Genomic DNA, 22,283 nt, shown 5'->3' with positions numbered 1-22,283 from the left:
AGAGGCGTTTCCAGTTGTTCCGAGGCGCGCTGCGAAACAGTCGTTCCCCCACGGGGAGTGAGCAAGGATGGCGCCGTAGTACCTATTTACCAAACGCCAGCACGTGCAGCCCCAACCGCTGCCGCACGATCCAGAACAGCAGCACCGTCTCGAAGGTGAGCGAGATCGAGGTCGCGGCCGCGGCGCCGTGGCCGCCGTAGCGCGGCACGAGTGCGATGCAGAGCACGAGGTTCATCCCGAAGGCCAATGCATAAGCGAGCGCGCAGATCTTCTGCTGACCGAGCATGTTGAGCAGCCGCTCGACCGGTCCGATCGCGGAGCGCACCACGAGCCCGATCGCTGCGACGAACATGATGTCGTAGCCGACCACGAATTGCGGCCCGAACAGCCAGAGCAGCGGCTTGCCGAGCGCGAGCAGCACGATGGTCGCCGCCAGCGACGGCCAGAACGTCCAGTTGATGGCATGCGCGACATAGGCCGACAGGCGCGCCTTGTCGCCGCTGGCGTTGTATTCGGCGAAGCGATGCGCCGTGGTCGCCGACATCGCGTAGTGGATGAACGAGACCAGCGCCAGCGTCTTCACCACCGCGAAATAGACGCCGACCTCGTCGGAGGGGCGGAACTGCTGCAGCACCAGCACGTCGGTGTAGGACAGCAGCAGGTAGAAGCTCTCGACCAGCAGGATCGGCAGCGAGACGGCAAGCCAGCCGCGGATGTCATAGGTCTTGGGGCCGGGCGCGATATGATCGGCGAGCTTGCGGTTCAGCACCATCATCTGCCCGGTCATCGCGATCCACACCGCGCCGGCGCTCGCGACCATCGCGGCGACCGCGCCGAGGTGATAGCCGAGCAGGAAGGCGCTGGCGGTGATGCCGATGATCAGCCCCTGACGGATGATGAATTGCGGCATCAAGCCGAGCTGCATCCAGTCATGCGAGCGCGCGATGCCGTCCTGGGTGTTGGCGACGACGAAGGCGGGCAGCGTCATGCAGCCGATATAGAGCGGCATCACCTCGGCCGGATCGATCCAGGGCGATAGCAATTTGACGATGCCGGCGAGCGCGAGCGAGACCAGCGTGGACACCGCGAAGGTCAGCCAGCGGCTGCCGGAGAGGAAGCCGCGCAGCAGCGCATGCTCGCCGCTGGTGCGATACTCCGGAATGATCTTCTGCGCCGAGGCCGAGATGCCGAAATCCATCATGCTGCCGAGCAGCAGCACCCAGGTCCAGACATAGACGTAGATGCCGTAGTCGGAGGTGCCCATCCAGCGCGCGAGCAGGACCTGCGAGAAATAGGCAAGGCCCGCGCTGATGACCCGGATGATGAAGATCGTGCCGGCCAGCCGCCGCGTCAGCGACGCCTCGCTCGACCCGCCCGTCAGCCTGGCCCGCAGCCGCGCGATCAGCCCGGCCGGTCCGCTCGTTGCGGGTTCTGCATCCATCACGGCCAATTCGAACGGTCCCCAGGGCGCACGCGCATGCTGCGGCAGGCCTGGGAATTAGCAACCATTCCTTAAGATTCGGTTGGGCCGCCTCCGGCGGCTTCAAAGGCCGGCACGTGGAGGCGGACATCACTTGGTTTGCCGAAGGCACCGGCGCTGTTGCGACCTTGCCAAGTGATCTGGGGAATTTTCATCCGGCCAGTTTGGGGAGTGGCCGCCCGAACTTCTTCAAACTATGATGCCCACATAGTGGATTCACTTGGAATTTGTGCAAGCAGCTGCTTGCGCATGGAATTTTTGCCCTATGCGGGCTGGTGGCGGACCATCTCGCGGTTTCGGCGGGACGGCCGCGTTGAGCGTCACTTTCAGCAGGAGCGAATAATGACTCGATTGATGATGTGCATGGCCGTTCTCACCGCAATTGCCGGCACCGGCCTCTTTGCCATGGCGCCTGCGCGGGCGGATGCGTGGGGATGCTCTTACGAGAAGTGCGTGGCGTATTGCATGAAGGTCGGCGGTCAACGCTGCAGCGCATATTGTACGAACAAGCTGAGGGAAAAACAGCTCTCGAAGGTTTGCCCCGCGTCCTGACAGGCCTCGGCCGATCTTGCGCGTGGCGCATTGCCGGACGGGGCCGCGGGAATGAGGGAGCGCCGCCCGCGGCGCCCCTTCGTCGATCGCGAGCTATTGCAGATTGGTATTGAACTCGTACGACTTCTCCGGCCCGACCAGCGTGAACTTCAGCGCTGCCCCGTCCGGCTTGGCGCCAGGCGGCAGGCCGTCGAGCTCGAACGAAAATCGCTTCACCCCTGGCGAGCTCTGCTCGACCGGAGCCGGAATCGGCAGCGCCCAGTCGGGCGTCGGACCTTCCACGAACAGATTGACGTCGCGCGCATCCGGCGTGACCACGTCGACCGTCACCTTGGTGGCGCCGTCGCGCTTGACGTCGCGGATGGTGAGCGGATTGGGATCGCCGATATTGGCGGGCTTCGGTACGGTGTCGAGGGCAGCACGAAGATTGGCATCCTCGGTCGAGGCCACGCTGTTGAAGCCGAGCTCGGCGCTGGCCTCGACCGGAATGCAGAGTTTTTCGCATACCGCGTAATTGATCTCTGCGCGCAGGGTCACGGGCTTGTCGGCCGCCTTGGCGACGATGCGCAGGGGCAGCACGATCTGGTTGTGATAGCCGATCGAATGGCCGCCGGCGCCGTCGTTGAATTTCAGCGGCGCAGGCCACATCACCGTCACCGCCTCGACATTGTCCGACTTGGAAAAATCGAACCGCGGCGGGACACCGGAATCGCCGGGGGAGCGCCAATAGGTCTTCCACCCCTGCTGGAGCTGGATGGCGATACCGCCGAGCAGGACGGCGCCGCTGCGCGATCCCGCCAATAGCCGCACCGCGGAATGTCCGTCGCGCTGCCACGGCGAAGCGTCATCGGCCCGGGCCACGATGGCCAGCGACGACGCAAACAGGGTTGTCGCGACGCCAATCGCCGCACGCAGGGGAACTCTTGTGAGCATGGCACGTCTTTACAGGGTCGCCCTGAGGCAAACCATTGAATTGCTTGTGATGGATGCACTTCAATCAAGTCTCTGCAAGCCTTGATTTGACAGCGGCCCGGCCCGACATCAGGATAGGAATTGAAACCGGAGTGCTTAACCGATGGCTCCCACAGGCAAGAGGACGGGCGAAAGCACCCGCAGCGCGGGACCCGTGCTCCCTAATTCGGCCGGTTATCTCGACGGCCGGCTCTTGATCGCGATGCCGGTGATGGGCGATTCCCGCTTCGAACGCTCGGTGATCTATCTCTGCGCCCATTCGGCGGAGGGAGCGATGGGCATCATCGTGAACCACCCGGCCGGCAGCATCGACTTTCCCGAACTCTTGCAGCAGCTCGGCATCATCAAAAAGGGCGAGCACATCAAGCTGCCGGAGAATGCCGAAAGCATGAAGGTGCTGCGCGGCGGCCCGGTCGACACCGGGCGCGGCTTCGTGTTGCATTCCAGCGACTTCTACATCGAGAACGCGACGCTGCGGATCGACGACGGCGTCTGCCTCACCGCGACCGTCGACATCCTGCGCGCGATCGCCAACGGCTCCGGCCCCAAGCATGCCATTCTCGCGCTCGGCTATGCCGGCTGGGCGCCGGGCCAGCTCGAGACCGAGATCCAGAGCAACGGCTGGCTGCATTGCGATGCGGATGCGGATCTGATCTTCGGTGACGACGTCGACGACAAGTACGGCCGCGCCCTGCGCAAGATCGGCATCGATCCAGGGATGCTGTCGAACGAAGCGGGGCACGCGTAGCTACTATAGTCGCTACCGCGACATACGACGCTGTCGTGCATCCTCTCTGCTGTCGTCCCGGACAAGCGCGCCTCAAGCGCGCGTAGGTCCGGGACCCATACTCCCAGCGTGAAGTTTGAGGCAGGCCGGTCACTCCGAGTCTTCGCCAAACCACGCCCTGTGGTTATGGGTCCCGGATCTTCGCTTCGCTCGTCCGGGACGACAGCGGAGGTTGCCGCGCCTACTCCGCCGCCTGCTGCTGCACCGTCGGCTCTGTCCCCGCCACCGTCGCGCGGCGCATGTCGCGAGGCTGCGACTGGTCGTAGCGGCGGACACGGTGCATGGTCTGGCGGTTGTCCCACATCACGAGGTCATGCAGCGTCCATTTATGGACGTAGACGAACTCGGCTTGCGTTGCGTGCTCGTTGAGGTCGCGCAGCAACAGCCGGCCCTCGGGCACGCTCATGCCGACGACCTTGCCGGCATGGGATGAGAGATACAGCGACTTGCGGCGGTGCACGGGGTGCGTCCGCACCAGCCTTTGCAGCACCGGCTTGAACATCTCCTTCTCGTCGTCGGTGTATTCGGTGAAGCCGAGCGATCCCCGCGAATACATCAGCGAGTGCTCGCAGACGAGATCGTCGATCTCCGCCTTGGTGTCGTCGTCGAGCGCATCATAGGCGGCGCGCATGTCGGCGAATTCGGTGTTGCCGCCCTTCGGGTTCACCACGCGGGCCGACAGCAGCGAGAATTTTGCAGGGATCGGACGGAACGAGCTGTCGGAGTGCCACAGGCAATTGCCGAGATTGAACAGATTGGCGCGGCTGTCCTTCGGCAGCGGCTTGCCGTCCTTGCCGAGGTTTGAAACATCGTTCAAGCCCGAGTTGAGGCGGTATTCGCTGGCCTTGGTAATGTTGCCGCCACGCGCATCCTCACGCTGACCAAAGTTCAGCGCAAAAGCCATCTGCTGCTCGTCGGTGATGTCCTGGCCGTGGAAAACCAGCACTGCGTATTTGTCCATGGCGGCCTCGACCTCGCGCGCCTCGACCTCGGTCAGAGGCTTTCGCAAATCGAGGCCGGAAACCTCGCCGACAAAATGCTTGTGAAGCTGCCGGATGGCGATCGTCATTGGCGTTTTCTCCCGCATGTGCGAGCGGTTGGTCCCGCTCTGTCAGCGAAAAAGCTACTCGCACGCTCGTACTTGTCAACGCTCGGCACGCATGGCTGCCCGTAGCCCGGATGGAGCGTAGCGTAATCCGGGGAGGTCTTTCCGCGAGGTGAGAACCCCGGATTACGCTGCGCTCCATCCAGGCTACGCTCCCATACTACGCATTCCGCGCCATCAACCCGCCGTCGACCGGGATCACCGCGCCGGTGAGGAAGGACGCCGCCGGCAGGCACAGGCTCAGCGTCATATGCGCGACCTCCTCGGGATCGCCGTAACGGCCGAGCGCCGTGCGGCGCTTGGCGTAGATCGTCTTGTGCTCCTCCGAGATGCGGTCGGTGATCGCGGTGCGGATCGGACCCGGGCAGATGCAGTTGACGGTGATGCCCTCGCGGCCGAGCTCGACGGCGAGCGAGCGGGTGAGGCTCGCCACGCCGCCCTTTGCTGCCGAATAGGGGCTGTGCAATGCGGTGGCGCCGAGTGCCTCGGTCGAGGCGATGTTGACGATGCGCGGGTTCTTCGATTTGCGCAGGTAAGGCAGCGCGGCGCGGATGATGCGCGGATGCGCGGTCAGCATCACGGCGATGCCTTTGGCCCAGGAATCCTCATAGGCCTCGTCGTCGATCGCGACGCGTACGGAGATGCCGGCATTGTTGACGATGATATCGAGCCCGCCGAAATGTGCCGCGACATCGTTCACCACGCGCTTGATCTCGCCGGCCTCGGCGACGTCGAGCTTCCAGGCTTTCGCCGAACCGCCGCTCGCCGCGATCTCCTCCGCGACGGCGAGCGCACCTTGCTCGTCATAGTCGGTGACGGCAACGTTCGCGCCCTCTGCGGCGAACACGTGCGCGGTCGCGCGTCCCATGCCGCTGGCCGCGCCGGTGACGAGAACGGTCAGGCCCTTGACGGACCGGCTGAGCCGTTTGAACTCGGACATGCTGTTTCCTCGCGCCCTGCTTGTTCTTGTTATGATTGACAAGGCTGGCATCGATCCGCAGACAGGTCAAACAAGCAAGACAAAAGGGGAGGCCGCGATGGCGAACGAGCTCGATTTCTCAGGCAGGCAGGTGCTGGTGGTCGGCGGTTCCAGCGGTATCGGCAACGGCATCGCGCAAGCATTTCGCGCGAGGGGCGCGCATGTCGCGGTTTGCGGCACGCGTGCGCAGCCGAAGGATTATTCGATCGAGGAAGGTTCTGATCTCGCGGGCCTGTCTTATGCGCAGCTCGACGTCAGCAATCCCAGTGCGATCGAAGCGTTCAAGCCCTCCTTCGAGCGGCTCGACGTGCTCGTGCTGGCGCAGGGCGCGGTGCTCTATCGCCGCGGCGAGTTCGAGATGAGCGGATTCCGCAAGGTGGTCGAGGTCAATTTGATGAGCCTGATGGCCTGTGCGACGCGATTTCATTCCATGTTGCGGGATTCCAGGGGGTCGCTGATCATGGTGTCGTCGACCGCGGCCTATCATTCCACCATGGGCAATCCCGCCTACAACGCGTCGAAGACGGGTGCGGTCGGATTGACGCGGACGTTGGGCGAGGCCTGGGCGGAGGATGGCATCCGCGTCAACGGCATCGCGCCGGGACTCGTCGACACCAAGATGACGAAGGTGACGACCGACAATCCCAAGCGGCTCGAAGGCGCACTATCACGCATTCCGCTGCGGCGCCTGGGGACGCCGGCCGACATGGCGGGGGCGGCCCTGTTCCTGGCCTCGCCACTGTCGTCCTACATCGTCGGACAGACGCTGGTCGTCGATGGCGGGCTGATCCTGTAGCTGCTCCTTGCCCGGATCGCGCTGCGCTCCATCAGGGCTGCACACCTTCGTACGGACTACACTTTCGCAAACACTTGGAACTGCGTCGCGCCTGATCGGTTACTTCGGCTGACCACCGAGGAGGATCATCATGGACACGGATCGGATTGTTGGATCGGCCAAGGAATATGCCGGACGCGCGGAAGGCGCGATCGGAGACGTGGCGGGCGATGCGAAGACGCAGGCGTCGGGCAAGGCGCGGGAAGCTGCGGGTACGGTGCAGAATCTCTATGGCCAGGCCAAGGATGCCGTCCGCGAGGCCGGCGAGACTGCGGCCGACTACGCCAAGGACGCCTACGACCACAGCGGCGAAACTTTTCGCGACGGTACGCAAGCATTGTCGAAGAAAGTGCAGGACAATCCGCTCGGCGCGCTGATGGTCGCCGGCGGCATTGGCTTCGCGCTCGCGCTTCTGATGTCGCGCCCCGCGCGTCGTCCCCCGCCGTCGCGCTGGCGCTATTAAGGCTAGTCGCCGAACGCCTATCACTCGTGCCCCGGACGCGATGCAGCCTAGGCGATGCGTAGCATCGTCCGCAAACGCTGCATCGCTAAGCCGGGGCCCATCTTTTGTGAATGCCGCACGAATTGGGTCCCGGCTCTGCGCCGCCTCACCAAGAGGCGCTGCGTCGCATCCGGGACACGAGACCTTACCTTACCGGAACATCTCGGCCGAGCGGCCAACGTTACCCGGCGGACGCGGGACCCCGGGATTGGGATTCGGATTGCGCGGCCCTGGAGCCGGCGCCAGTTGACGCGGCGGCGGGGGCTGCGGAGAGCCGAAGCCGAAGAAATCGCGGAATGAGGGCGTAGCCTGTACCGGTTGCTGCGGCGGGGCCGGCGGCTTCTTCGGCGCAAGTTTTGGTGGAGCGATCGCCGCGGCTGCGCCCGGCGAAGCGGGAGCCGCGCCGCCATCGGGCGTCGTCGCGGCCATCGGCGTATCGCCCTTGGCCTGCTCGCGGCCGACTTCGCGGCGCGGCCAGGCATAATCGTCGGCGCGGCCCGCGGGAGCCGCCAGCGGCTCGCCCTTCACCATCGTCTTTGCAGCCAGCGCGTCGACGGCGGCGGGACGCGAGCCCGGGCCGCCCAGCAATTGGTCGGTCGAGATCGAGGCTGCAACCAGCGGCACGATCGGCCCCGCCAGCGGACGCGGTGCGGGCTTGCCGGGCTCGGCGCTGGTGTCGGGCGTCGCAGGCTCGCTCGGCAGCGCGATCGGGCCGGAACGTCCTGCCAGCAGGCGCGTGATCTCGCGCTCGACATAGTGCGCGAGCTTGCGCGCGCCGGGCTTTGTGAAGAAGACGCCGTCAGAGCTGCGGAGCTGACGGATCTGGCCTTCGAAGTCAGGACCCTTCTGGAGGAAGCGGCCGGCCTCGTCGACAAACCCGTCCCAGACGTCGACATAGGTAATGCCGGCCTTGGCCGCGCCTTCGCGATAGAGCGAATCCAGGAACAGCATGTCCGCCGTGCCCTTCTGGCCGCGGATGGCGGGAAGACCGACCCACAGCACCGGCACGCCCTTGGCCTTGAGGACGCCGGCGAGCTCCTCGATCTTCTTGCCGTAGAGCTCGACCCAGCGGTCGTCGCGGAATTCGTAGAGGCCGTTCGGATTGCGGGCCGTCTTTTCGGGCGCGGCCGCCGGCGCGTCGGCGTTGTCGGCATCGTCCTGCGGCAGATCGGCATCGGCAGGCTTGTCGTCGGGCTTGGCGGCGGTGTCGTTGCCGGGCTTGGCGTCCCCCGGCTTCGCCGGCGGTTTGGCCCGCGCGCCCTTGTCGTTCTTCTTGTCCTTGTCTGCGGCGGCCTTGTCCGTCTTGTCGGCGGCGGGCTCGCGGATCGCGCCGCGGTCGTTGAGGCCCAGCATGACGACGATCACATCGGGCTTCTCGGTCTCGAGGATGCCCCTTGCGGCGGTCGTCCAATCCGCGGGCTCGCCGCGCGGCTGGTACTTGATCAGGCCGGACGTGGTCTTGTGCTTGCGGATCACGCCCATGTCGGGCTGCTCGGTGTAGGCGTCTTCCAGGCCATAGGCGAGCCAGTCGGCCATGGCGTCGCCGATCACCAGCACGTTCTTCTCAGGGATGGTGTCGCGCTTGGCCGGTGCCGGCGCGCGCGAAAAATCCTGGCGTGGCGCCTGCGGCTGTTGCTGCTGGAACGGCGCGAAGAAGTCGCCGCCGAACCAGCCGCCGCCTCCGCCACCGCCCCGCTGTGGTGGCGGAGCCGAACGCTGCGGCGGGCCGCCGAAGCCGGGGAAGTTGAAGAATTGCGCCGAGGCAGGCCCCGCGACCGAGACCAAAATCGCAAGCGCCGTCCCCAGCGCGATCAACGGGCCGGTCTCGGTCAGCGCCTTGAACAGGGACTTCGGCTTCGACATGCGATCTCGGGCCAGCGCAATGGGTATCGGAGGTAGCTCAATATAATAACGGAATCAGGCGCCAAACGGGCAAATTCCGTTGCAGATTCTTGCGCCCATACACCGGGGAACAGCCGCCTCCGTCAAGGCAGCCTGCCAAAATCCCTGTTCAGGGTTACTTTCGGCGCGATTTTACCGCCCGCGCAGTCGTTCCAGTGCATCCGAGGACGCAAAACCGTCCGCGGGCACTCCGATCGAGGCCTGGAAATTGCGCAGGGCTTCCCGGGTCTGGCCGCCGAACTGGCCGTCCGGGGTGCCCTTGTAGAAGCCGCGCTGGGCCAGCAGCTGCTGCAGCTCGAGCCGCTCGGTGCGCGACAGCTCGCGTTCCTGCCGCGGCCAGGGCTGCACGAAGGGCTGCCCCCCGCGCAGGCGGTCGGCGAAATGGCCGATCGCCAGCGCATAGGCCTCGGCCGGGTTGTATTTCATGATGACGCGGTAATTCTGCAGCATCAGGAAGCCGGGCCCCTGCGCGCCGGCGGGGGCCAGCAGATAGGCCTTCTCGCCCGGATGCGGGAACGGCTGGCCCGTCGCCCGCTTGAGCCCGAGCTTCTCCCATTGCGCGATCGTCATCGCCTTGGCGCGGTCGGCCAGCATGTAGTTGAAGCCCTGCGGCACCACGACCTCGAAGCCCCAGGTCTGGCCGGCCTGCCAGCCGTCCTTCTTCAGGTTATTGGCGGTCGATGCAATCAGGTCGGTCGGATTGTCGACGACGTCGCGCCGTCCGTCACCATCGCCGTCGACGGCAAAGCGCTTGAACGCGGTCGGCATGAATTGGGTCGGGCCGAACGCACCGGCCCAGGAGCCGCGCATCTGCTCCGGCCTGAGGTCGCCGCGGTTGAGGATCTCCAGCGCGGAGAGGAACTCGTCCTTGAAATAGGCCTGGCGGCGGCCGATGCAGGCGAGCGTCGCGGTCGATTGCAGCACGCTGCGGTCGCCCATCTGCGTCGAGTAATTGGACTCGATGCCCCAGATCGAGGCGATGATGTAGCGGTCGACGCCAGTGGCCTTTTCGGTGGCGTCGAACTGCGCCTTGTATTTGGCGAGGATCTCGCGGCCCTTGGCGAGGCGGTTGTCGTTCACGAGGATGTCGAGATAGTCCCAGATCGACTTGGTGAATTCCGGCTGCGAATCCATGAGGTCCATGATGCGCAGGTCGGGTGAGAGCCCGGCCGTGAAGCGCTGAAAATTCTCCTGCGTGATGTTGCGCCGTGCGGCATCGGGCCACATCGCGGCAACGCAATTGCTGAAATTGCCGGCGGCCTCGCGGATCGCCGCGGCGGTCATCAGCGGATGGCCGGAAGCTCCGTCCTCACCGCTCCAGGGGAGTGCGCCGCCGGGACCGGGCGCGGGCTGCGAGGGCGCCGGGTTCTGACCCGAGAAGATGCCGCCGAACAGATTCGACAGGCCGTTCTGCGCCTGGGCGTGCGCGCTGACGGGCAGCAGCAGGGCGGCCGCCATCATCGCCGCGCCGGTCACGGATATCGCCCGTCTTGCCTGCCATGCCACCAATTGCATCATGCCCCACCCATCGGCCTTCCAGAAATCCGCCATCAGGAGGCCCGGTTACGGTTGCCAATAGCTTAACAAAGGTAAAATTTTGGTGGCTGCCTTTTTCTTAACTCTGCGCGGGTGAGGCCCCACATCCGCCTTTGTTGGCGGCTGCAAACAGGCTAGCAAGATGCCATTGCTCCGTTCCGCCGTTCCCATGTGCCCCCAGGTATTCGAACAATCACATGAAAATTCGCAAAGCCGTATTCCCCGTCGCCGGCCTCGGCACCCGCGTCCTGCCCGCCACCAAGGCGATGCCGAAGGAAATGCTGACCATCGTCGACAAGCCGCTGATCCAGTACGTCTATGACGAGGCGAGGGAGGCCGGCATCGAGCACTTCATCTTCGTCACCGGCCGCAACAAGAATGTCATCGAAGATCATTTCGACCGGATGTACGAGCTCGATGCGACGCTTAGCCAGCGCGGCAAGAAGGCCGAGCAGGAGATCCTGGCGCAGAACCAGCCCGAAGCCGGCGCCGTCAGCTTCACCCGCCAGCAGGCGCCGCTCGGCCTCGGTCACGCAGTCTGGTGCGCGCGCGACATCGTCGGCAACGAGCCGTTCGCCGTCGTGCTGCCCGACGAGCTCGTGCTCAACACGCCTGGCTGCCTCAAGCAGATGATCGAGATGGCATCATCGCTCGGCGAGAAATCCAACCTGGTCGCGGTCGAGGCGGTGCCCGATCATCTCACCCATCAATACGGCATCTGCGGCGTCGGCAAGCGCAGCGGCAAGATGTTCGAGGTCGACGGCATGGTCGAGAAGCCGGCCAAGGGCACCGCGCCCTCCAACCTCTCCATCACCGGCCGCTACATCCTGCAGCCGGAGATCTTCAAGATCCTCGAGACGCAGGAGCGCGGCGCCGGCGGCGAGATCCAGCTCACCGACGCCATGATCGGCCTCGCCAAATCGCAGAAATTCTACGGCGTCGAATTCGAGGGCGAGCGCCACGATTGTGGCTCCAAGCCCGGCTTCCTCCGCGCCAACATCGCCTACGGCCTGAAGCGCCCGGAGCTGCGGGACGGGCTGATCGCGGAGATGAAGAAGTATCTGGGGCAGTAGCTGCCACATCCTCGCTGTCGTCCCTGCGAACGCAGGGACCCAGACCGCGTGATCTATCGACTGCGTTTTGCAGTAGTACCGAACGACAAGTCTTCGCCAAACCACTCCCTGTGGTTATGGGTCCCTGCGTTCGCAGGGACGACGCCGTTGGTGTGGATCGCGTCGCGTTCAATAACGGTGATTAGCCCCCCTCACGCCACCAGCGACAGCTTCGGCAGGCTCGCAACCACGGACTGATTGCGCCCGCCCGCCTTCGCCGCATACAGCGCCTTGTCGGCGGCGGCGACCAGGATCGCCCAGTCCATGCCGGCGGTGGGAACGAGGCTGGCGACGCCGCAGGAGACCGTCAAAATCACCTCGTCGTCAGACCAGTCCTGCACCTTGAGGCGGATCGTCTCGGCGACCTTGAAGGCGTCGTTGGCAGACGTGTTGGGTAGCAACACCGCGAATTCCTCGCCGCCATAGCGCGCGGCGCAGTCGCCGGCCCGGCTCACCGAATCGGAAATACAGATGGCGATGCCGACCAGCACCTGGTCGCCGGCCTGATGGCCGAACGTGTCATTGTAGGCCTTGAAGTGATCGGCATCGATCATCAACAGCGCGACCGGCGCCTTCTGGCGCATGGCGCGCCGCCATTCGACGTCGATGACGGAATCGAACTTGCGGCGGTTCTTCAGGCCGGTGAGCGCGTCCGTCGTCGCCATCTCCTCGAGCTTGCGCTCGGCCTCGGCGCGGCGGCCGATCTCGCGCGCGAGCACCAGCGTCGATCCCAGCATGAACAGGATGAGTGCCACCACCACGGCACCGATCCGGTAAGCCTCCTTCCGCCACAGCTCGAACACCGCGCTAAGGGGCTTGCCGGCAACGACGAACAGCGGACTTGTGCCGCTGCTGCGAACATACAGCCGCGGGGTCTTGTCGACGGGGCCTTGACCGGCATAGGCGCCGCCGGCGCGCAAATTGTCCGCCTTCCAGTCCTGCCGTGCGCCGAGGTTCTTTCCGATCACGTCGAGGTCGAACGGCCGCCGCATCATGATGGTGCGGTCGCGCCTGAGCACGGTGATGGTGTCCTCGGGGCCGAGGTTCAACCGCTCGAACAATTCGTGGAAATAGCTGAAGCGGATCGAACCCGCGACGACGCCGAGGAAGCCGCCGTCGGTGTCGCTGATGCGCCGGCTCAGCACGATCGAATAGGCGCCGCGGAACAGCATGGGACGGCTGATGAACAGCCCCGTTCCGGGATTGTCGCGATGGACCTTGAAGTAGTCCTCCTCGCCCCGGTTCTCCGGCTCGGGATCGAGCGTGGAGGCGTCGATCGTCAGCCTGCCCTCGGCATCGAACACCTGGATCGCGCCGAAATGCTTGGCGGTCATGGCATGGTCGAACAGGATCAGGTGACGGATGGGCTTCGAGACGGTTGCCAGCTCCGGCAGCAGCATGTTGCTGGCGACCGCCTTCAGGGACAGATCGTAGATCTCGATGTTGCGGCTGATGTCGGATTCGATGGTCGTCGCCAGGTTCTCCAGCGTCTGGCGGGCGAGCGCCTCCTCGCCCCGGCGCATGTCGAGCATGACGTTGACGCAAATGGCGGAAAAGCCGATCACCGTCACCACGGACGAGATGATCAGCAGCTTCGCCGAAATCCGCCACGGCCGGCGGGCCGTGACTTCGCGCCATCCAGACAGCATCGTTTGCTCCCGATCCCCTAGTGGATGCGCCCGAAATCTTGAGTAGTGTTTAAGGTAGGACGTCGCAGCTGCAATGAGTTAAGAATCGGTTTACGCCGCCCACGGTTTTCGGCAGCCCGCATGTGGCAAGCTCATTTGAGCAGGTTGGGGTTCGGACGAGAGGACGATTGTGAACGACTACGACGCGTTGCGCGACTATCTGCTGCGGCAGAAGCAGGCCGAATTCGTCCTGAGCTTCGAACAGATCGAAGAGATCATCGGCGCGGCCCTGCCGCGCGCGGCCAATCGGGCCTCATGGTGGGACAGCCTGCGCAGCCCCGACATCCAGATGCCGCAACGCGAAGCCTGCCTCGCCGCGGGGTTCAAGGCAGTGCGGATGCCGGACGGTGCGAGCGTGCGGTTCACGAAGATGAAGAAGGACGGGCGGCGGTAGCGGCGTGCGTTCGTCCTTCACCAGGGGGAAGTATCGTAGGGTGGGCAAAGCGTAAGCGTGCCCACCACTTCTTTGCGGTGCTGGATCTATGGTGGGCACGACGCTTCGCGCCTTTGCCCACCCTACGATACCGGACGCGCGGCGAGTTCAGCTCGCCGCTTCGAGCCGCACTTCCGTCAGCAGCCGCATCGCCGCGTCCGCGTCCATCGGCTCGCCGAAGGCAAAGCCTTGCGCGTATTCGCAGCCCATCTGGTAGAGCTCGACCGCGTCGGAATCGGTCTCGGCGCCTTCGGCGACCACGTCCATGCCGAGATCGTGCGCGAGCGCGATGATCGACTTCAGGATCACCGGCCGCGTGCCGCGATTGGTGGTGCGCACGAAGGACTGGTCGATCTTGATGGTGTCGAACGGGAAGCGCTGCAGATAGGCCAGCGAGGAATGGCCGGTGCCGAAATCGTCGAGCGAGAGCCCGGTGCCGAGCTCGCGGATTCGCGTCAGCATCTGCGCCGCGTGCTCCGGATTCTCCATCACCAGCGATTCCGTCAATTCCAGCTTGAGCGTGCCGCGGGCCACCGAGGAGCGCGACAGCACGGTGCGGATGTCGTGGATCAGATCGTGGCGCAGCAACTGCCGCGAGGAGACGTTGACCGAGGCGAAGATCGGCTCGCGTGAGCGCATCGCGCGCTGCCAGATCGAAAGCTGCTTCGCGGTCTGGTCCAGCACGAACATGCCGAGGTCGATGATCAGGCCGGTCTCTTCGGCGATGGTGATGAACTCCGAGGGCGCCATGCGGCCAAGCTTCGGGTGATCCCAGCGCACCAGCGCTTCGAAGCCGGCGACCGAACGATCTTCCAGCCGCACGATCGGCTGATACAGGATCGTGAGTTCTTGCCGCTCGATGGCGCGGCGCAGTTCGCTCTCCAGCGTCAGGCGATCGGTCTTCCGCGCGCGCATCGCGGGCTTGTAGACGTCGATGCGGTCGCCGCCGATGCGCTTGGAGTGATACATCGCAAGCTCGGCGTCCTTGATGATCTCGTCCGTGAGCTGAACTTGCGGATCGGAAAGGGCGAGACCGATCGAGGCCGTGAGAAAAATCTCGCGGTCGTTGAAGGCGATCGGCGCGCGGATGGTCTTGCGGATGGTCTCGGCGAAGGCGGTGATGCGGGCTGGGTCCTGCTCCGAGAGCAGGATCAGGCCGAACTGGTCGCCGGCAAGCCGCGCCAGCGTGTCCTGCGGCTTCAGGATCCGGGTGAGGCGGCGGGCGAGGGTGAGCAGGATGGAATCGCCGACCGCGATGCCGACGGAATCGTTGACCTGCTTGAAGCGGTCGAGGTCGATCACCATCAGCGTCGGCCGCAGCGTCGGCATGGTCTTGGCGAAATGCGCCACCGCGCCCAGCCGGTCCATGAACAGTTTTCGGTTGGGCAGGCCGGTGAGATTGTCATGCACGGAATCGTGCAGCAGGCGCTCCTCGGCGTTGCGCAGCTCGGTGACGTCGGTGAGCGTGCCGACCACGCGCGAGACCTCGCCGTCGGAGCCGACCACCGGGCGCGCCTTCAGCGCGAACCACATGAAATGGCCGTCCGGGGTGCGCAGGCGGAAATCCTGCACCAGGCGGCCGCGGCGCTGGTCGAGCACGCTGTCGAGCGCGGCGCGGAAACGGTCCTGGTCGAGCGGATGCAGCACTTCGAGCCAGGAGGCTGCGGGCCCTTCGAGCGTGCCGCGCTTGAGGCCAAGCAGGGCTTCGGTTTCGGGGCTGGTGAAGACCTTGTCGGCGGAAACGTCCCAGTCCCAGATCAGATCGCCGGACCCGGCCAGCGCCAGTGCGCGCCGTTCGATGTCGGAGACGACACCGGTGGTGGCGCCGCCGCCGGCAAAGGCATGCTGCATCACCGTGAACCCGATCAGCATCACGATCAGCACGAGGCCGCCGAGCAGTGCAGGGCCGACGATGTCGTTGGTGACGGAGCCTGCCACCGTCATGCCGGCTGCGACCACCCAGACCACCAGGAGGAACCAGGTCGGGATCAACAGCACCGCGCGGTCAAAACCGTGGGTGGAGAGATAGACGATCAGCGCGAAGCCGGCGAAGGCGATCAGCACCAGCGAGATGCGGGCGATGCCGGAGGCCACCGCCGGATCGAACAGGGCCAGCGCCACCAGCGACCCCAGGAACGCGAGCCAGCCCACCGTGATGTGCGAATAGCGCACGTGCCAGCGGCTGAGGTTGAGATAGGCGAACAGGAACACGAGCAGCGTTGCCGCCAAAATCGCTTCACCCGCCGCGCGCCAGATCCGCTCGGCGTTGTTCGACATGTCGAGCACCTTGCCCCAGAAGCCGAAATCGACGCCGATATAGACCAGCACCGCCCAGGCCAGCGCGGCGGCGGCTGGGAACATGATGCTGCCCTTGACCACGAACAGAATGGTCAGCACCAGCGCGAGCAAGCCCGAGATGCCGATCACGATGCCCTGGTACAGCGTGAACGAGTTGACCTTGTCCTTGTAGGCTTCCGGCTCCCACAGATAGAGCTGCGGCAGCTTGTCGGTGCGCAGCTCCGCGACGAAGGTGATGACGGCGCCGGGGTCGAGCGTGACGCGGAAGACGTCGGCGGTCGGGCTTTCCTGTCGCTCCGGCCGGTCGCCGGTCGAGGGCGTGATGGTGGCGATGCGCGACAGGCCGAGGTCGGGCCACAAGAGGCCCGAGGAGACGATGCGGTAATGCGGGGCGACGATCAGGCGGTCGAGCTGGTCGTCTGTGTTGTTGGCGAGCGCGAACACCACCCAGTTCTGGCCGCCCTCGCGGGCGCGCACCTCGATGCGGCGGACGATGCCGTCGGTGCCGGGCGCGGTGGAGACCTGGATGCGATCGGCATCGCTGCGCTGATGCTCGAGCACGCCGGTGAGGTCGATCGCGGGCGCGTCACTGCGGACGCTGACGGCGTCGAGCGCGCGCGCGGGATGCGCGGCGACAAGAATCATGAGGCCCAGCGCGATGGGCGCGAGGCACCTGATCAGACGCAAGGCCAGTTCTCCGCGTTCGACGCAAACTCTTCAGAAGAAGACGATTTCAGACCGGACGGAAACCGTTCGGTGCGTCGCGATAGATGCCACGAAAGCAAGGAAAATCAAAGGGTTTCCGCCGCCGCCTGTGGGCCGGAGGCCTAGACCTCCAACACAATTTTGCCAATATGTGCGCTCGTTTCCATGCGCCGGTGCGCATCGGCTGCCTTTTCCAGCGGGAAAGTGCTGTCCATCAGCGGTTTGACGCGGCCTTCGCGCAAAAGCGGCATCACTTTCGCCTCGATCGCGGCGACCATCGCCGCCTTGTCCGCATTACTACGGGGACGCAATGTCGAGCCGGTATGGGTCAGGCGCTTCACCATCACCTTGGCGATGTTGACGTTGACCTTGGGTCCGTTGAGGGTCGCGATCTGCACGATGCGGCCGTCGAGCGCGGCGGCATCATAATTGCGGTCGACATAGTCGCCGGCGACCATGTCGAGGATCAGGTTGACGCCTTCCTTGTTGGTCTCTTCCTTGACCACGGCGACGAAGTCTTCGGTCTTGTAGTTGATGGCGCGATCGGCCCCGAGCTTGAGGCAGGCATCGATCTTGTCCTGCGAGCCGACGGTGACGAACACCTTCGCGCCGAACGCCTTCGCGAGCTGGATCGCCATGGTGCCGATGCCGGAGGAGCCGCCATGGATCAACAGCGTCTCACCTTCCTTCAGGCCGCCGCGCTCGAACACATTGTGCCAGACCGTCATCAGGGTTTCCGGCAGCGCGCCGGCTTCCTTGATCGACAGCGCCGGCGGCACGCTCATCGCCTGGGCGTCCTGTGCGATACAGTACTGCGCATAGCCCCCGCCGGCGACCAGCGACATCACCTTGTCGCCGATCTTGTGCCGCTTGGCATTGCTGCCGACTGCGACCACTTCACCGGCGATTTCGAGGCCGGGCAGGTCGCTGGCGCCGGGCGGCGGCGGATAGGCGCCGGAGCGCTGAGCGACGTCGGGTCGGTTGACGCCGGCGGCCATCACCTTGACCAGGATCTCGTCAGGACCGGGCTGCGGCAGTGCGCGTTGCTCCGGCACCAGCACCTCCGGTCCGCCGGGCTTGGAGATGGCGACCACGGTCATTTGCGCGGGCAGCTTGTCCATGATGTGTCCTTGGGTGAAGGTGCGGGATGGAACGAGGCCCTTGCTTAGCCAGCGTGATCCGAGCTGGCAACCGCCTCGGCATTGTGTGCGCGAACGCAGGAGGAACCAGGATGGCGACGGAAGACGACGACCGCCCGCGCAAGAAGATCAGCCATGACATCGGGCAGGACCTCTCGCTCTTGTCGGTCGAGGAACTGGCCGAGCGCATCATGCTGCTCAAGACCGAGATCGCAAGGCTGGAAGAAGCCGCCACCAAGAAGCGCGCCTCGCGCGATGCGGCGAACAGTTTTTTCAAGAAGTAGGATTTTCGCGACTCGTGTCCCGGACGCGGTGCGGCACACAGTGACGCTCCGCAGAGCCGGGACCCATGCCTCACCGAACTCCTCGGCCAAAGAACTGGGCCCCGGCTCAGCAGTGCAGCACTTCGTGCCGCACCGCGTCCGGGGCACGAAACCCGCTCGGCCACTGGCCGACATGGCTAACGAACCCTGAAAAAATTCGCTCGTTTACGCACCATTAAGCTTTCGGGTTTATGACTGGAACTGTCCTCGTTTGGACACCGAGTGGCTCCTGTCCACTCTGTTTGACGCCTCCCTGTTATCAACTTTCAAAGCCGCCGGTCTCCGGCGGCTCTTTTTTTGCGTCTACTTCTGCTATTTGGCGTCTCGTCCCGGTTGAATTCCTGGGAATGACCCGCGGAAACCATATCCGCGCTTGTCACTGGACTCCGCGTCCCGCCCGCGCAATGATTTGTTCATCATAAGCCGGCGCAAAGCCGGGCAGTCAAACAGTTGCGTAAGAGGCGTTAACCATGGAACGTTTGCAGGCCGACGGCGCTCTCGTTCAACTCAGCGAGCGGTTCACCAATTCTGCGGCGTTCGGCGTCCTGTTCCGCGAGGGCATGGACCTCGTCGAAGAGACCGCCGCCTATCTCGACGGCGCCGGACGCACCGAGGCCAAGGCGCTCGACCGTGCCGTCAGCCTCACCTACGCGACCGAGAGCATGCGTCTCACCACCCGCCTGATGCAGCTCGCCTCGTGGCTGCTGCTGCACCGCGCGGTGAAGGAAGGCGAGATGACGCTGAGCCAGGCCAATCGCGAGAAGACCAAGGTCAAGCTCAGCGCTGCCGATCCCGGCCCCACCGACACCATCGAGAAGCTGCCCTCGCAGCTCCAGGACCTGATCCATCGCTCGATGAGCCTGCAGACCCGCGTCCGCCGCCTCGACACCACCATCCACACCCCGCCGGCCGAACACATCGCGATCGGCAATCCGCTGGTGCCGCACCTCAACGCGCTGAAGGCGGCGTTCGAGCGGTAGGGCCCATCACCAATTTCGGTCGTCATTCCGGGACGCGCCTCTTGGCGCGGGCCCGGAATCCATACTTCCGATCGTGGTTATGGATTCCGGGCTCTCGCTTCGCGAGCCCCGGAATGACGCCCGCGAAACCAACCCCGTCACCTTGAGGTGCTCGCCTCTTCGGCGAGCCTCGAAGGATGACGGGTCTGGCGGACGACACCTCTCCAAAAACAAAAACGCCCCCGGCTCTCCGGGGGCGTTTTTTCGTGTCCAACCCTGCGGGCCGGATCAATCCTTTTTGAGGAAGCCCGAAAACTTCTTCTGGAAGCGCGAGACGCGGCCGCCGCGATCCATCAGCTGGGCATTGCCGCCGGTCCAGGCCGGGTGCGACTTCGGGTCGATGTCGAGGTTCAACGTGTCGCCTTCCTTGCCCCAGGTCGAGCGGGTCAGGTACTCGGTTCCGTCGGTCATCACGACCTTAATCGTATGATAGTTCGGGTGAATTTCGGCTTTCATGGCAATTCCTCGGCGCCCCGGCGCCTTCCTGGTTGGCTAGCTATTGACGGATTTGGCCGGCTCTATACCTCACGACATCAGGCAAAACAAGCCATCCCGGGCGGTGAACCGGGGTTACCCCTAAGGGACTTCCCGGATTTGCCACTACCCTTGCACCGGCCTATTGGGAGCAAACGAATGCAATGGGTTGGATCTCATGAGCGCAGTGGAACGGCTTGATGACCAGTATGTCGATCAGCCCGGAATGAACGCCGCGGACACCCCCTCGATCGAGGCCGAGCTGATCGAAGAGCCGGCCAAGGGTCGCGCCAAGCTGCGGCCGCTGCTTGCGCTCGCGCCGTATGTGAACCGCTATCGCGGCCGGGCGGCGCTGGCCTTCGTCGCACTCACGGTCGCGGCCCTGACCACGCTGCTGGTGCCGGTCGCGGTGCGCCGGATGATCGATTTCGGCCTGACGCCCGAGGGCATCGAGCTGATCAACAGCTACTTCTCGGTGATGCTCGCAGTGGTCGGCGTGCTCGCGCTCGCCAGCGCGGCGCGCTACTACCTCGTGATGACGATCGGCGAGCGCATCGTCGCCGACCTCAGGCACGACGTCTTCGCTCATCTGCTCTCGCTCTCCCCCGCCTTCTTCGATTCCGCGCGCAGCGGCGAATTGATCTCGCGGCTCACCGCCGACACCACCCAGCTCAAATCGGCCGTCGGCGCCTCGGTGTCGATCGCGCTGCGCAATCTGATGATGTTCCTTGGTGCTGCGGCGATGATGGTGATCACGAGCCCAAAACTGTCGGGCTTCGTGCTGCTGGCCATCCCCTTGATCGTGCTGCCGCTGGTTGCCTTCGGGCGCTGGGTGCGGCGTCTGTCGCGCAATGCGCAGGACACGCTTGCCGAGGCGTCCGCCTATGCGGGCGAGCTGGTCGGCGCGATCCGCACCGTGCAGGCCTACACCAGCGAGCAATTCGCCGAGAAGCGTTTCGGCGGCGAGGTCGAGCAGGCCTATGAGGCCGCGCGCACCTCGACCCAGGCGCGCGCCGTGCTCACGGCCATCATCATCTTCATCGTGTTCGCGAGCGTCGTCGCGATCCTCTGGATCGGCTCGCATGACGTGCTCATCGGCGCGATTTCGCCGGGCCGGCTCGGCCAGTTCGTGCTGTATGCGGTGTTCGCCGCAGCGGGCCTCGGCCAGCTCAGCGAGGTCTGGGGCGAGGTCTCGGCGGCATCAGGCGCGGCCGAGCGGCTGTTCGAGATCCTGCATGTGAAGCCCGACATCAAGGCGCCCGCGTCTCCCCGCGCGCTGCCGGTGCCGGCACGCGGCGAGGTCGGCTTCGACCGGGTCAGCTTCGCCTATCCGATGCGGCGCGACGTCAATGTGCTCGATGCCGTGTCGTTCACGGTGCGCCCCGGCGAGAAGGTCGCGATCGTCGGTCCGTCCGGAGCCGGCAAGAGCACCATCTTTCACCTGTTGCTGCGCTTCTACGACCCGCGCAGCGGCGCGATCTCGCTCGACGGGGTGCCGGTCAAATCCGCCGATCCGCGCGATTTCCGCGCGCGCATCGCGCTGGTGCCGCAGGAATCGAACGTGTTCGCCGCCAGTGCCCGCGAGAACATCCGCTTCGGCCGGCCCGATGCGACCGATGCCGAGGTCGAGCGCGCCGCCGAGCTCGCGCATGCCGCCGAGTTCATCCGCCGCCTGCCCGAAGGTTTCGACACCCCGCTCGGCGAGCGCGGCGTGACGCTGTCCGGCGGCCAGCGCCAGCGCATCGCAATCGCCCGCGCCATCCTGCGCGATGCGCCGCTCTTGCTGCTCGATGAAGCCACCTCCGCACTCGATGCCGAAAGCGAGACGCTGGTGCAGACCGCACTGGAAGAGCTGATGCGCCACCGCACCACGCTGGTGATCGCCCACCGCCTCGCCACCGTGCTGTCCTGCGACCGCATCCTGGTGATGGACCAGGGCAAGATCGTCGAGCAGGGCACGCATGCCGAGCTGGTGGCCGCGAACGGGCTGTATGCGCGGCTGGCGAGGTTGCAGTTCGAGGGGGCGTGAGCCGACAGGGCCACGCGAGGTTCTGCGATCGTCACTACAATCACGGTGTCATTCCCCGCGCAGGCGGGGAATCCAGTACGCCGCGGCTTCTCGATTCAATCGCTGGCTTCACGGAGTACTGGATCGCCCGGTCAAGTGTTTAGCCCGGACAGATCACTGAGAGGTGTTCGGAGACATAGCTGACACATCAAACTGGGCTGGATTGGTCGATTCGGGAGGCCGTCCATGCCCTGGAACGAGGTGTCGGTAATGGATCAGCGGCGCGAGTTTGTGCGACTTGCCTTGCAGGACGGAACGAACCGGCGGGAGCTGTGCCGGCGGTTCGGGATCAGCCCCGACGTGGGCTACAAATGGCTGAGGCGTTGGCGGGCTGGGGACCATGAGCTGGCGGAGCAGTGCCGTCGGCCCAAGAG

At 65.0% G+C, this 22,283-nt stretch carries 19 protein-coding genes; 9 read left to right on the top strand and 10 right to left on the bottom strand.

The genetic code is table 11. The features are described from left to right. Nucleotides 1-82 precede the first annotated feature (82 nt). Nucleotides 83-1,450, bottom strand: a complete 1,368-nt coding sequence (locus AABA84_RS25640; protein WP_433960964.1) for a flippase — start codon at nt 1,448-1,450, stop codon at nt 83-85. 675 nt (nt 1,451-2,125) lie between these two features. Beyond that, nucleotides 2,126-2,965, bottom strand: a complete 840-nt coding sequence (locus tag AABA84_RS25635; RefSeq protein WP_212245454.1) for a protein-disulfide reductase DsbD domain-containing protein — start codon at nt 2,963-2,965, stop codon at nt 2,126-2,128. Between the two features lie 142 nt (nt 2,966-3,107). Here AABA84_RS25635 and AABA84_RS25630 point away from each other — a divergent pair, with 142 nt between their 5' ends. Beyond that, nucleotides 3,108-3,752 (top strand): YqgE/AlgH family protein, encoded by a 645-nt coding sequence (locus AABA84_RS25630; RefSeq protein ID WP_028142053.1) that lies wholly within the window; start codon nt 3,108-3,110, stop codon nt 3,750-3,752. A gap of 220 nt (nt 3,753-3,972) precedes the next feature. On the opposite strand, the gene AABA84_RS25625 is transcribed toward AABA84_RS25630, so the two are convergent. After that, entirely contained in the window at nt 3,973-4,860 is an 888-nt protein-coding gene (locus tag AABA84_RS25625; protein WP_212245452.1) for a TauD/TfdA dioxygenase family protein, read from the bottom strand. A 196-nt stretch (nt 4,861-5,056) separates the two neighbouring features. Continuing rightward, nucleotides 5,057-5,836, bottom strand: a complete 780-nt coding sequence (locus AABA84_RS25620) for an SDR family NAD(P)-dependent oxidoreductase (protein WP_212245450.1) — start codon at nt 5,834-5,836, stop codon at nt 5,057-5,059. A 97-nt stretch (nt 5,837-5,933) separates the two neighbouring features. Between AABA84_RS25620 and AABA84_RS25615 the strand changes: the two genes are divergently transcribed. Further along, nucleotides 5,934-6,671 (top strand): SDR family NAD(P)-dependent oxidoreductase, encoded by a 738-nt coding sequence (locus AABA84_RS25615; RefSeq protein ID WP_212245448.1) that lies wholly within the window; start codon nt 5,934-5,936, stop codon nt 6,669-6,671. Between the two features lie 130 nt (nt 6,672-6,801). Beyond that, nucleotides 6,802-7,173 carry a CsbD family protein gene (locus AABA84_RS25610; protein ID WP_212245446.1) on the top strand — a complete coding sequence of 124 codons (372 nt, stop codon included), beginning with the start codon at nt 6,802-6,804 and terminating at the stop codon, nt 7,171-7,173. 189 nt (nt 7,174-7,362) lie between these two features. On the opposite strand, the gene AABA84_RS25605 is transcribed toward AABA84_RS25610, so the two are convergent. Both AABA84_RS25605 and AABA84_RS25600 read right to left on the bottom strand, forming a co-directional pair. Then, the gene (locus AABA84_RS25605; protein WP_212245444.1) at nt 7,363-9,075 is read right to left on the bottom strand and encodes an SGNH/GDSL hydrolase family protein; all 1,713 of its coding nucleotides are present in this window, start codon (nt 9,073-9,075) and stop codon (nt 7,363-7,365) included. Nucleotides 9,076-9,246: 171 nt separating this feature from the next. Beyond that, nucleotides 9,247-10,629, bottom strand: a complete 1,383-nt coding sequence (locus tag AABA84_RS25600; RefSeq protein ID WP_433960968.1) for a lytic murein transglycosylase — start codon at nt 10,627-10,629, stop codon at nt 9,247-9,249. A gap of 218 nt (nt 10,630-10,847) precedes the next feature. On the opposite strand from AABA84_RS25600, the gene galU reads away from it, so the two are divergent. Continuing rightward, complete coding sequence (gene galU, locus AABA84_RS25595) at nt 10,848-11,723, top strand: UTP--glucose-1-phosphate uridylyltransferase GalU (RefSeq protein ID WP_212245442.1); 876 nt, start codon at nt 10,848-10,850, stop codon at nt 11,721-11,723. A 191-nt stretch (nt 11,724-11,914) separates the two neighbouring features. Here galU and AABA84_RS25590 read toward each other — a convergent pair whose 3' ends face one another. Then, a complete protein-coding gene (locus tag AABA84_RS25590) occupies nt 11,915-13,411 on the bottom strand; it encodes a sensor domain-containing diguanylate cyclase (RefSeq protein WP_212245439.1) in 1,497 nt (498 codons plus the stop codon). A gap of 169 nt (nt 13,412-13,580) precedes the next feature. Between AABA84_RS25590 and AABA84_RS25585 the strand changes: the two genes are divergently transcribed. Continuing rightward, nucleotides 13,581-13,844 (top strand): DUF7662 domain-containing protein, encoded by a 264-nt coding sequence (locus AABA84_RS25585; protein WP_212245437.1) that lies wholly within the window; start codon nt 13,581-13,583, stop codon nt 13,842-13,844. A 147-nt stretch (nt 13,845-13,991) separates the two neighbouring features. On the opposite strand, the gene AABA84_RS25580 is transcribed toward AABA84_RS25585, so the two are convergent. Both AABA84_RS25580 and AABA84_RS25575 read right to left on the bottom strand, forming a co-directional pair. After that, complete coding sequence (locus AABA84_RS25580; protein ID WP_212245435.1) at nt 13,992-16,868, bottom strand: EAL domain-containing protein; 2,877 nt, start codon at nt 16,866-16,868, stop codon at nt 13,992-13,994. Between the two features lie 140 nt (nt 16,869-17,008). Continuing rightward, complete coding sequence (locus tag AABA84_RS25575) at nt 17,009-18,007, bottom strand: NAD(P)H-quinone oxidoreductase (RefSeq protein ID WP_212245433.1); 999 nt, start codon at nt 18,005-18,007, stop codon at nt 17,009-17,011. 110 nt (nt 18,008-18,117) lie between these two features. On the opposite strand from AABA84_RS25575, the gene AABA84_RS25570 reads away from it, so the two are divergent. After that, a complete protein-coding gene (locus AABA84_RS25570; RefSeq protein ID WP_212245431.1) occupies nt 18,118-18,309 on the top strand; it encodes a DUF1192 domain-containing protein in 192 nt (63 codons plus the stop codon). 509 nt (nt 18,310-18,818) lie between these two features. Further along, nucleotides 18,819-19,328 carry a protease adaptor protein RcdA gene (gene rcdA, locus AABA84_RS25565; protein ID WP_018318720.1) on the top strand — a complete coding sequence of 170 codons (510 nt, stop codon included), beginning with the start codon at nt 18,819-18,821 and terminating at the stop codon, nt 19,326-19,328. 267 nt (nt 19,329-19,595) lie between these two features. On the opposite strand, the gene rpmE is transcribed toward rcdA, so the two are convergent. After that, nucleotides 19,596-19,823 carry a 50S ribosomal protein L31 gene (gene rpmE, locus AABA84_RS25560; RefSeq protein ID WP_007599895.1) on the bottom strand — a complete coding sequence of 76 codons (228 nt, stop codon included), beginning with the start codon at nt 19,821-19,823 and terminating at the stop codon, nt 19,596-19,598. Between the two features lie 196 nt (nt 19,824-20,019). Here rpmE and AABA84_RS25555 point away from each other — a divergent pair, with 196 nt between their 5' ends. Both AABA84_RS25555 and AABA84_RS25550 read left to right on the top strand, forming a co-directional pair. Further along, entirely contained in the window at nt 20,020-21,870 is a 1,851-nt protein-coding gene (locus AABA84_RS25555) for an ABC transporter ATP-binding protein/permease (RefSeq protein WP_338313586.1), read from the top strand. Between the two features lie 225 nt (nt 21,871-22,095). Further along, nucleotides 22,096-22,283: helix-turn-helix domain-containing protein (locus AABA84_RS25550; RefSeq protein WP_338313585.1), on the top strand; the 188-nt coding region annotated here is incomplete at its 3' end.

This window comes from Bradyrhizobium sp. TM239, from assembly GCF_036247985.1.
Taxonomy (GTDB): domain Bacteria; phylum Pseudomonadota; class Alphaproteobacteria; order Rhizobiales; family Xanthobacteraceae; genus Bradyrhizobium; species Bradyrhizobium ottawaense.
The sequence above is the reverse complement of the archived record's forward strand: the minus strand, read 5'-3'. Positions and strand labels throughout refer to the sequence as shown.

Coding starts and splice junctions, on each gene's coding strand:
- AABA84_RS25635 (WP_212245454.1), bottom strand. CDS start 2,965: ATGCTCACAAGAGTTCCCCTGCGTGCGGCGATTGGCGTCGCGACAACC.
- AABA84_RS25630 (WP_028142053.1), top strand. CDS start 3,108: ATGGCTCCCACAGGCAAGAGGACGGGCGAAAGCACCCGCAGCGCGGGA.
- AABA84_RS25625 (WP_212245452.1), bottom strand. CDS start 4,860: ATGACGATCGCCATCCGGCAGCTTCACAAGCATTTTGTCGGCGAGGTT.
- AABA84_RS25620 (WP_212245450.1), bottom strand. CDS start 5,836: ATGTCCGAGTTCAAACGGCTCAGCCGGTCCGTCAAGGGCCTGACCGTT.
- AABA84_RS25615 (WP_212245448.1), top strand. CDS start 5,934: ATGGCGAACGAGCTCGATTTCTCAGGCAGGCAGGTGCTGGTGGTCGGC.
- AABA84_RS25610 (WP_212245446.1), top strand. CDS start 6,802: ATGGACACGGATCGGATTGTTGGATCGGCCAAGGAATATGCCGGACGC.
- AABA84_RS25605 (WP_212245444.1), bottom strand. CDS start 9,075: ATGTCGAAGCCGAAGTCCCTGTTCAAGGCGCTGACCGAGACCGGCCCG.
- AABA84_RS25600 (WP_433960968.1), bottom strand. CDS start 10,629: ATGCAATTGGTGGCATGGCAGGCAAGACGGGCGATATCCGTGACCGGC.
- galU (WP_212245442.1), top strand. CDS start 10,848: ATGAAAATTCGCAAAGCCGTATTCCCCGTCGCCGGCCTCGGCACCCGC.
- AABA84_RS25590 (WP_212245439.1), bottom strand. CDS start 13,411: ATGCTGTCTGGATGGCGCGAAGTCACGGCCCGCCGGCCGTGGCGGATT.
- AABA84_RS25575 (WP_212245433.1), bottom strand. CDS start 18,007: ATGGACAAGCTGCCCGCGCAAATGACCGTGGTCGCCATCTCCAAGCCC.
- AABA84_RS25570 (WP_212245431.1), top strand. CDS start 18,118: ATGGCGACGGAAGACGACGACCGCCCGCGCAAGAAGATCAGCCATGAC.
- rcdA (WP_018318720.1), top strand. CDS start 18,819: ATGGAACGTTTGCAGGCCGACGGCGCTCTCGTTCAACTCAGCGAGCGG.
- rpmE (WP_007599895.1), bottom strand. CDS start 19,823: ATGAAAGCCGAAATTCACCCGAACTATCATACGATTAAGGTCGTGATG.
- AABA84_RS25555 (WP_338313586.1), top strand. CDS start 20,020: ATGAGCGCAGTGGAACGGCTTGATGACCAGTATGTCGATCAGCCCGGA.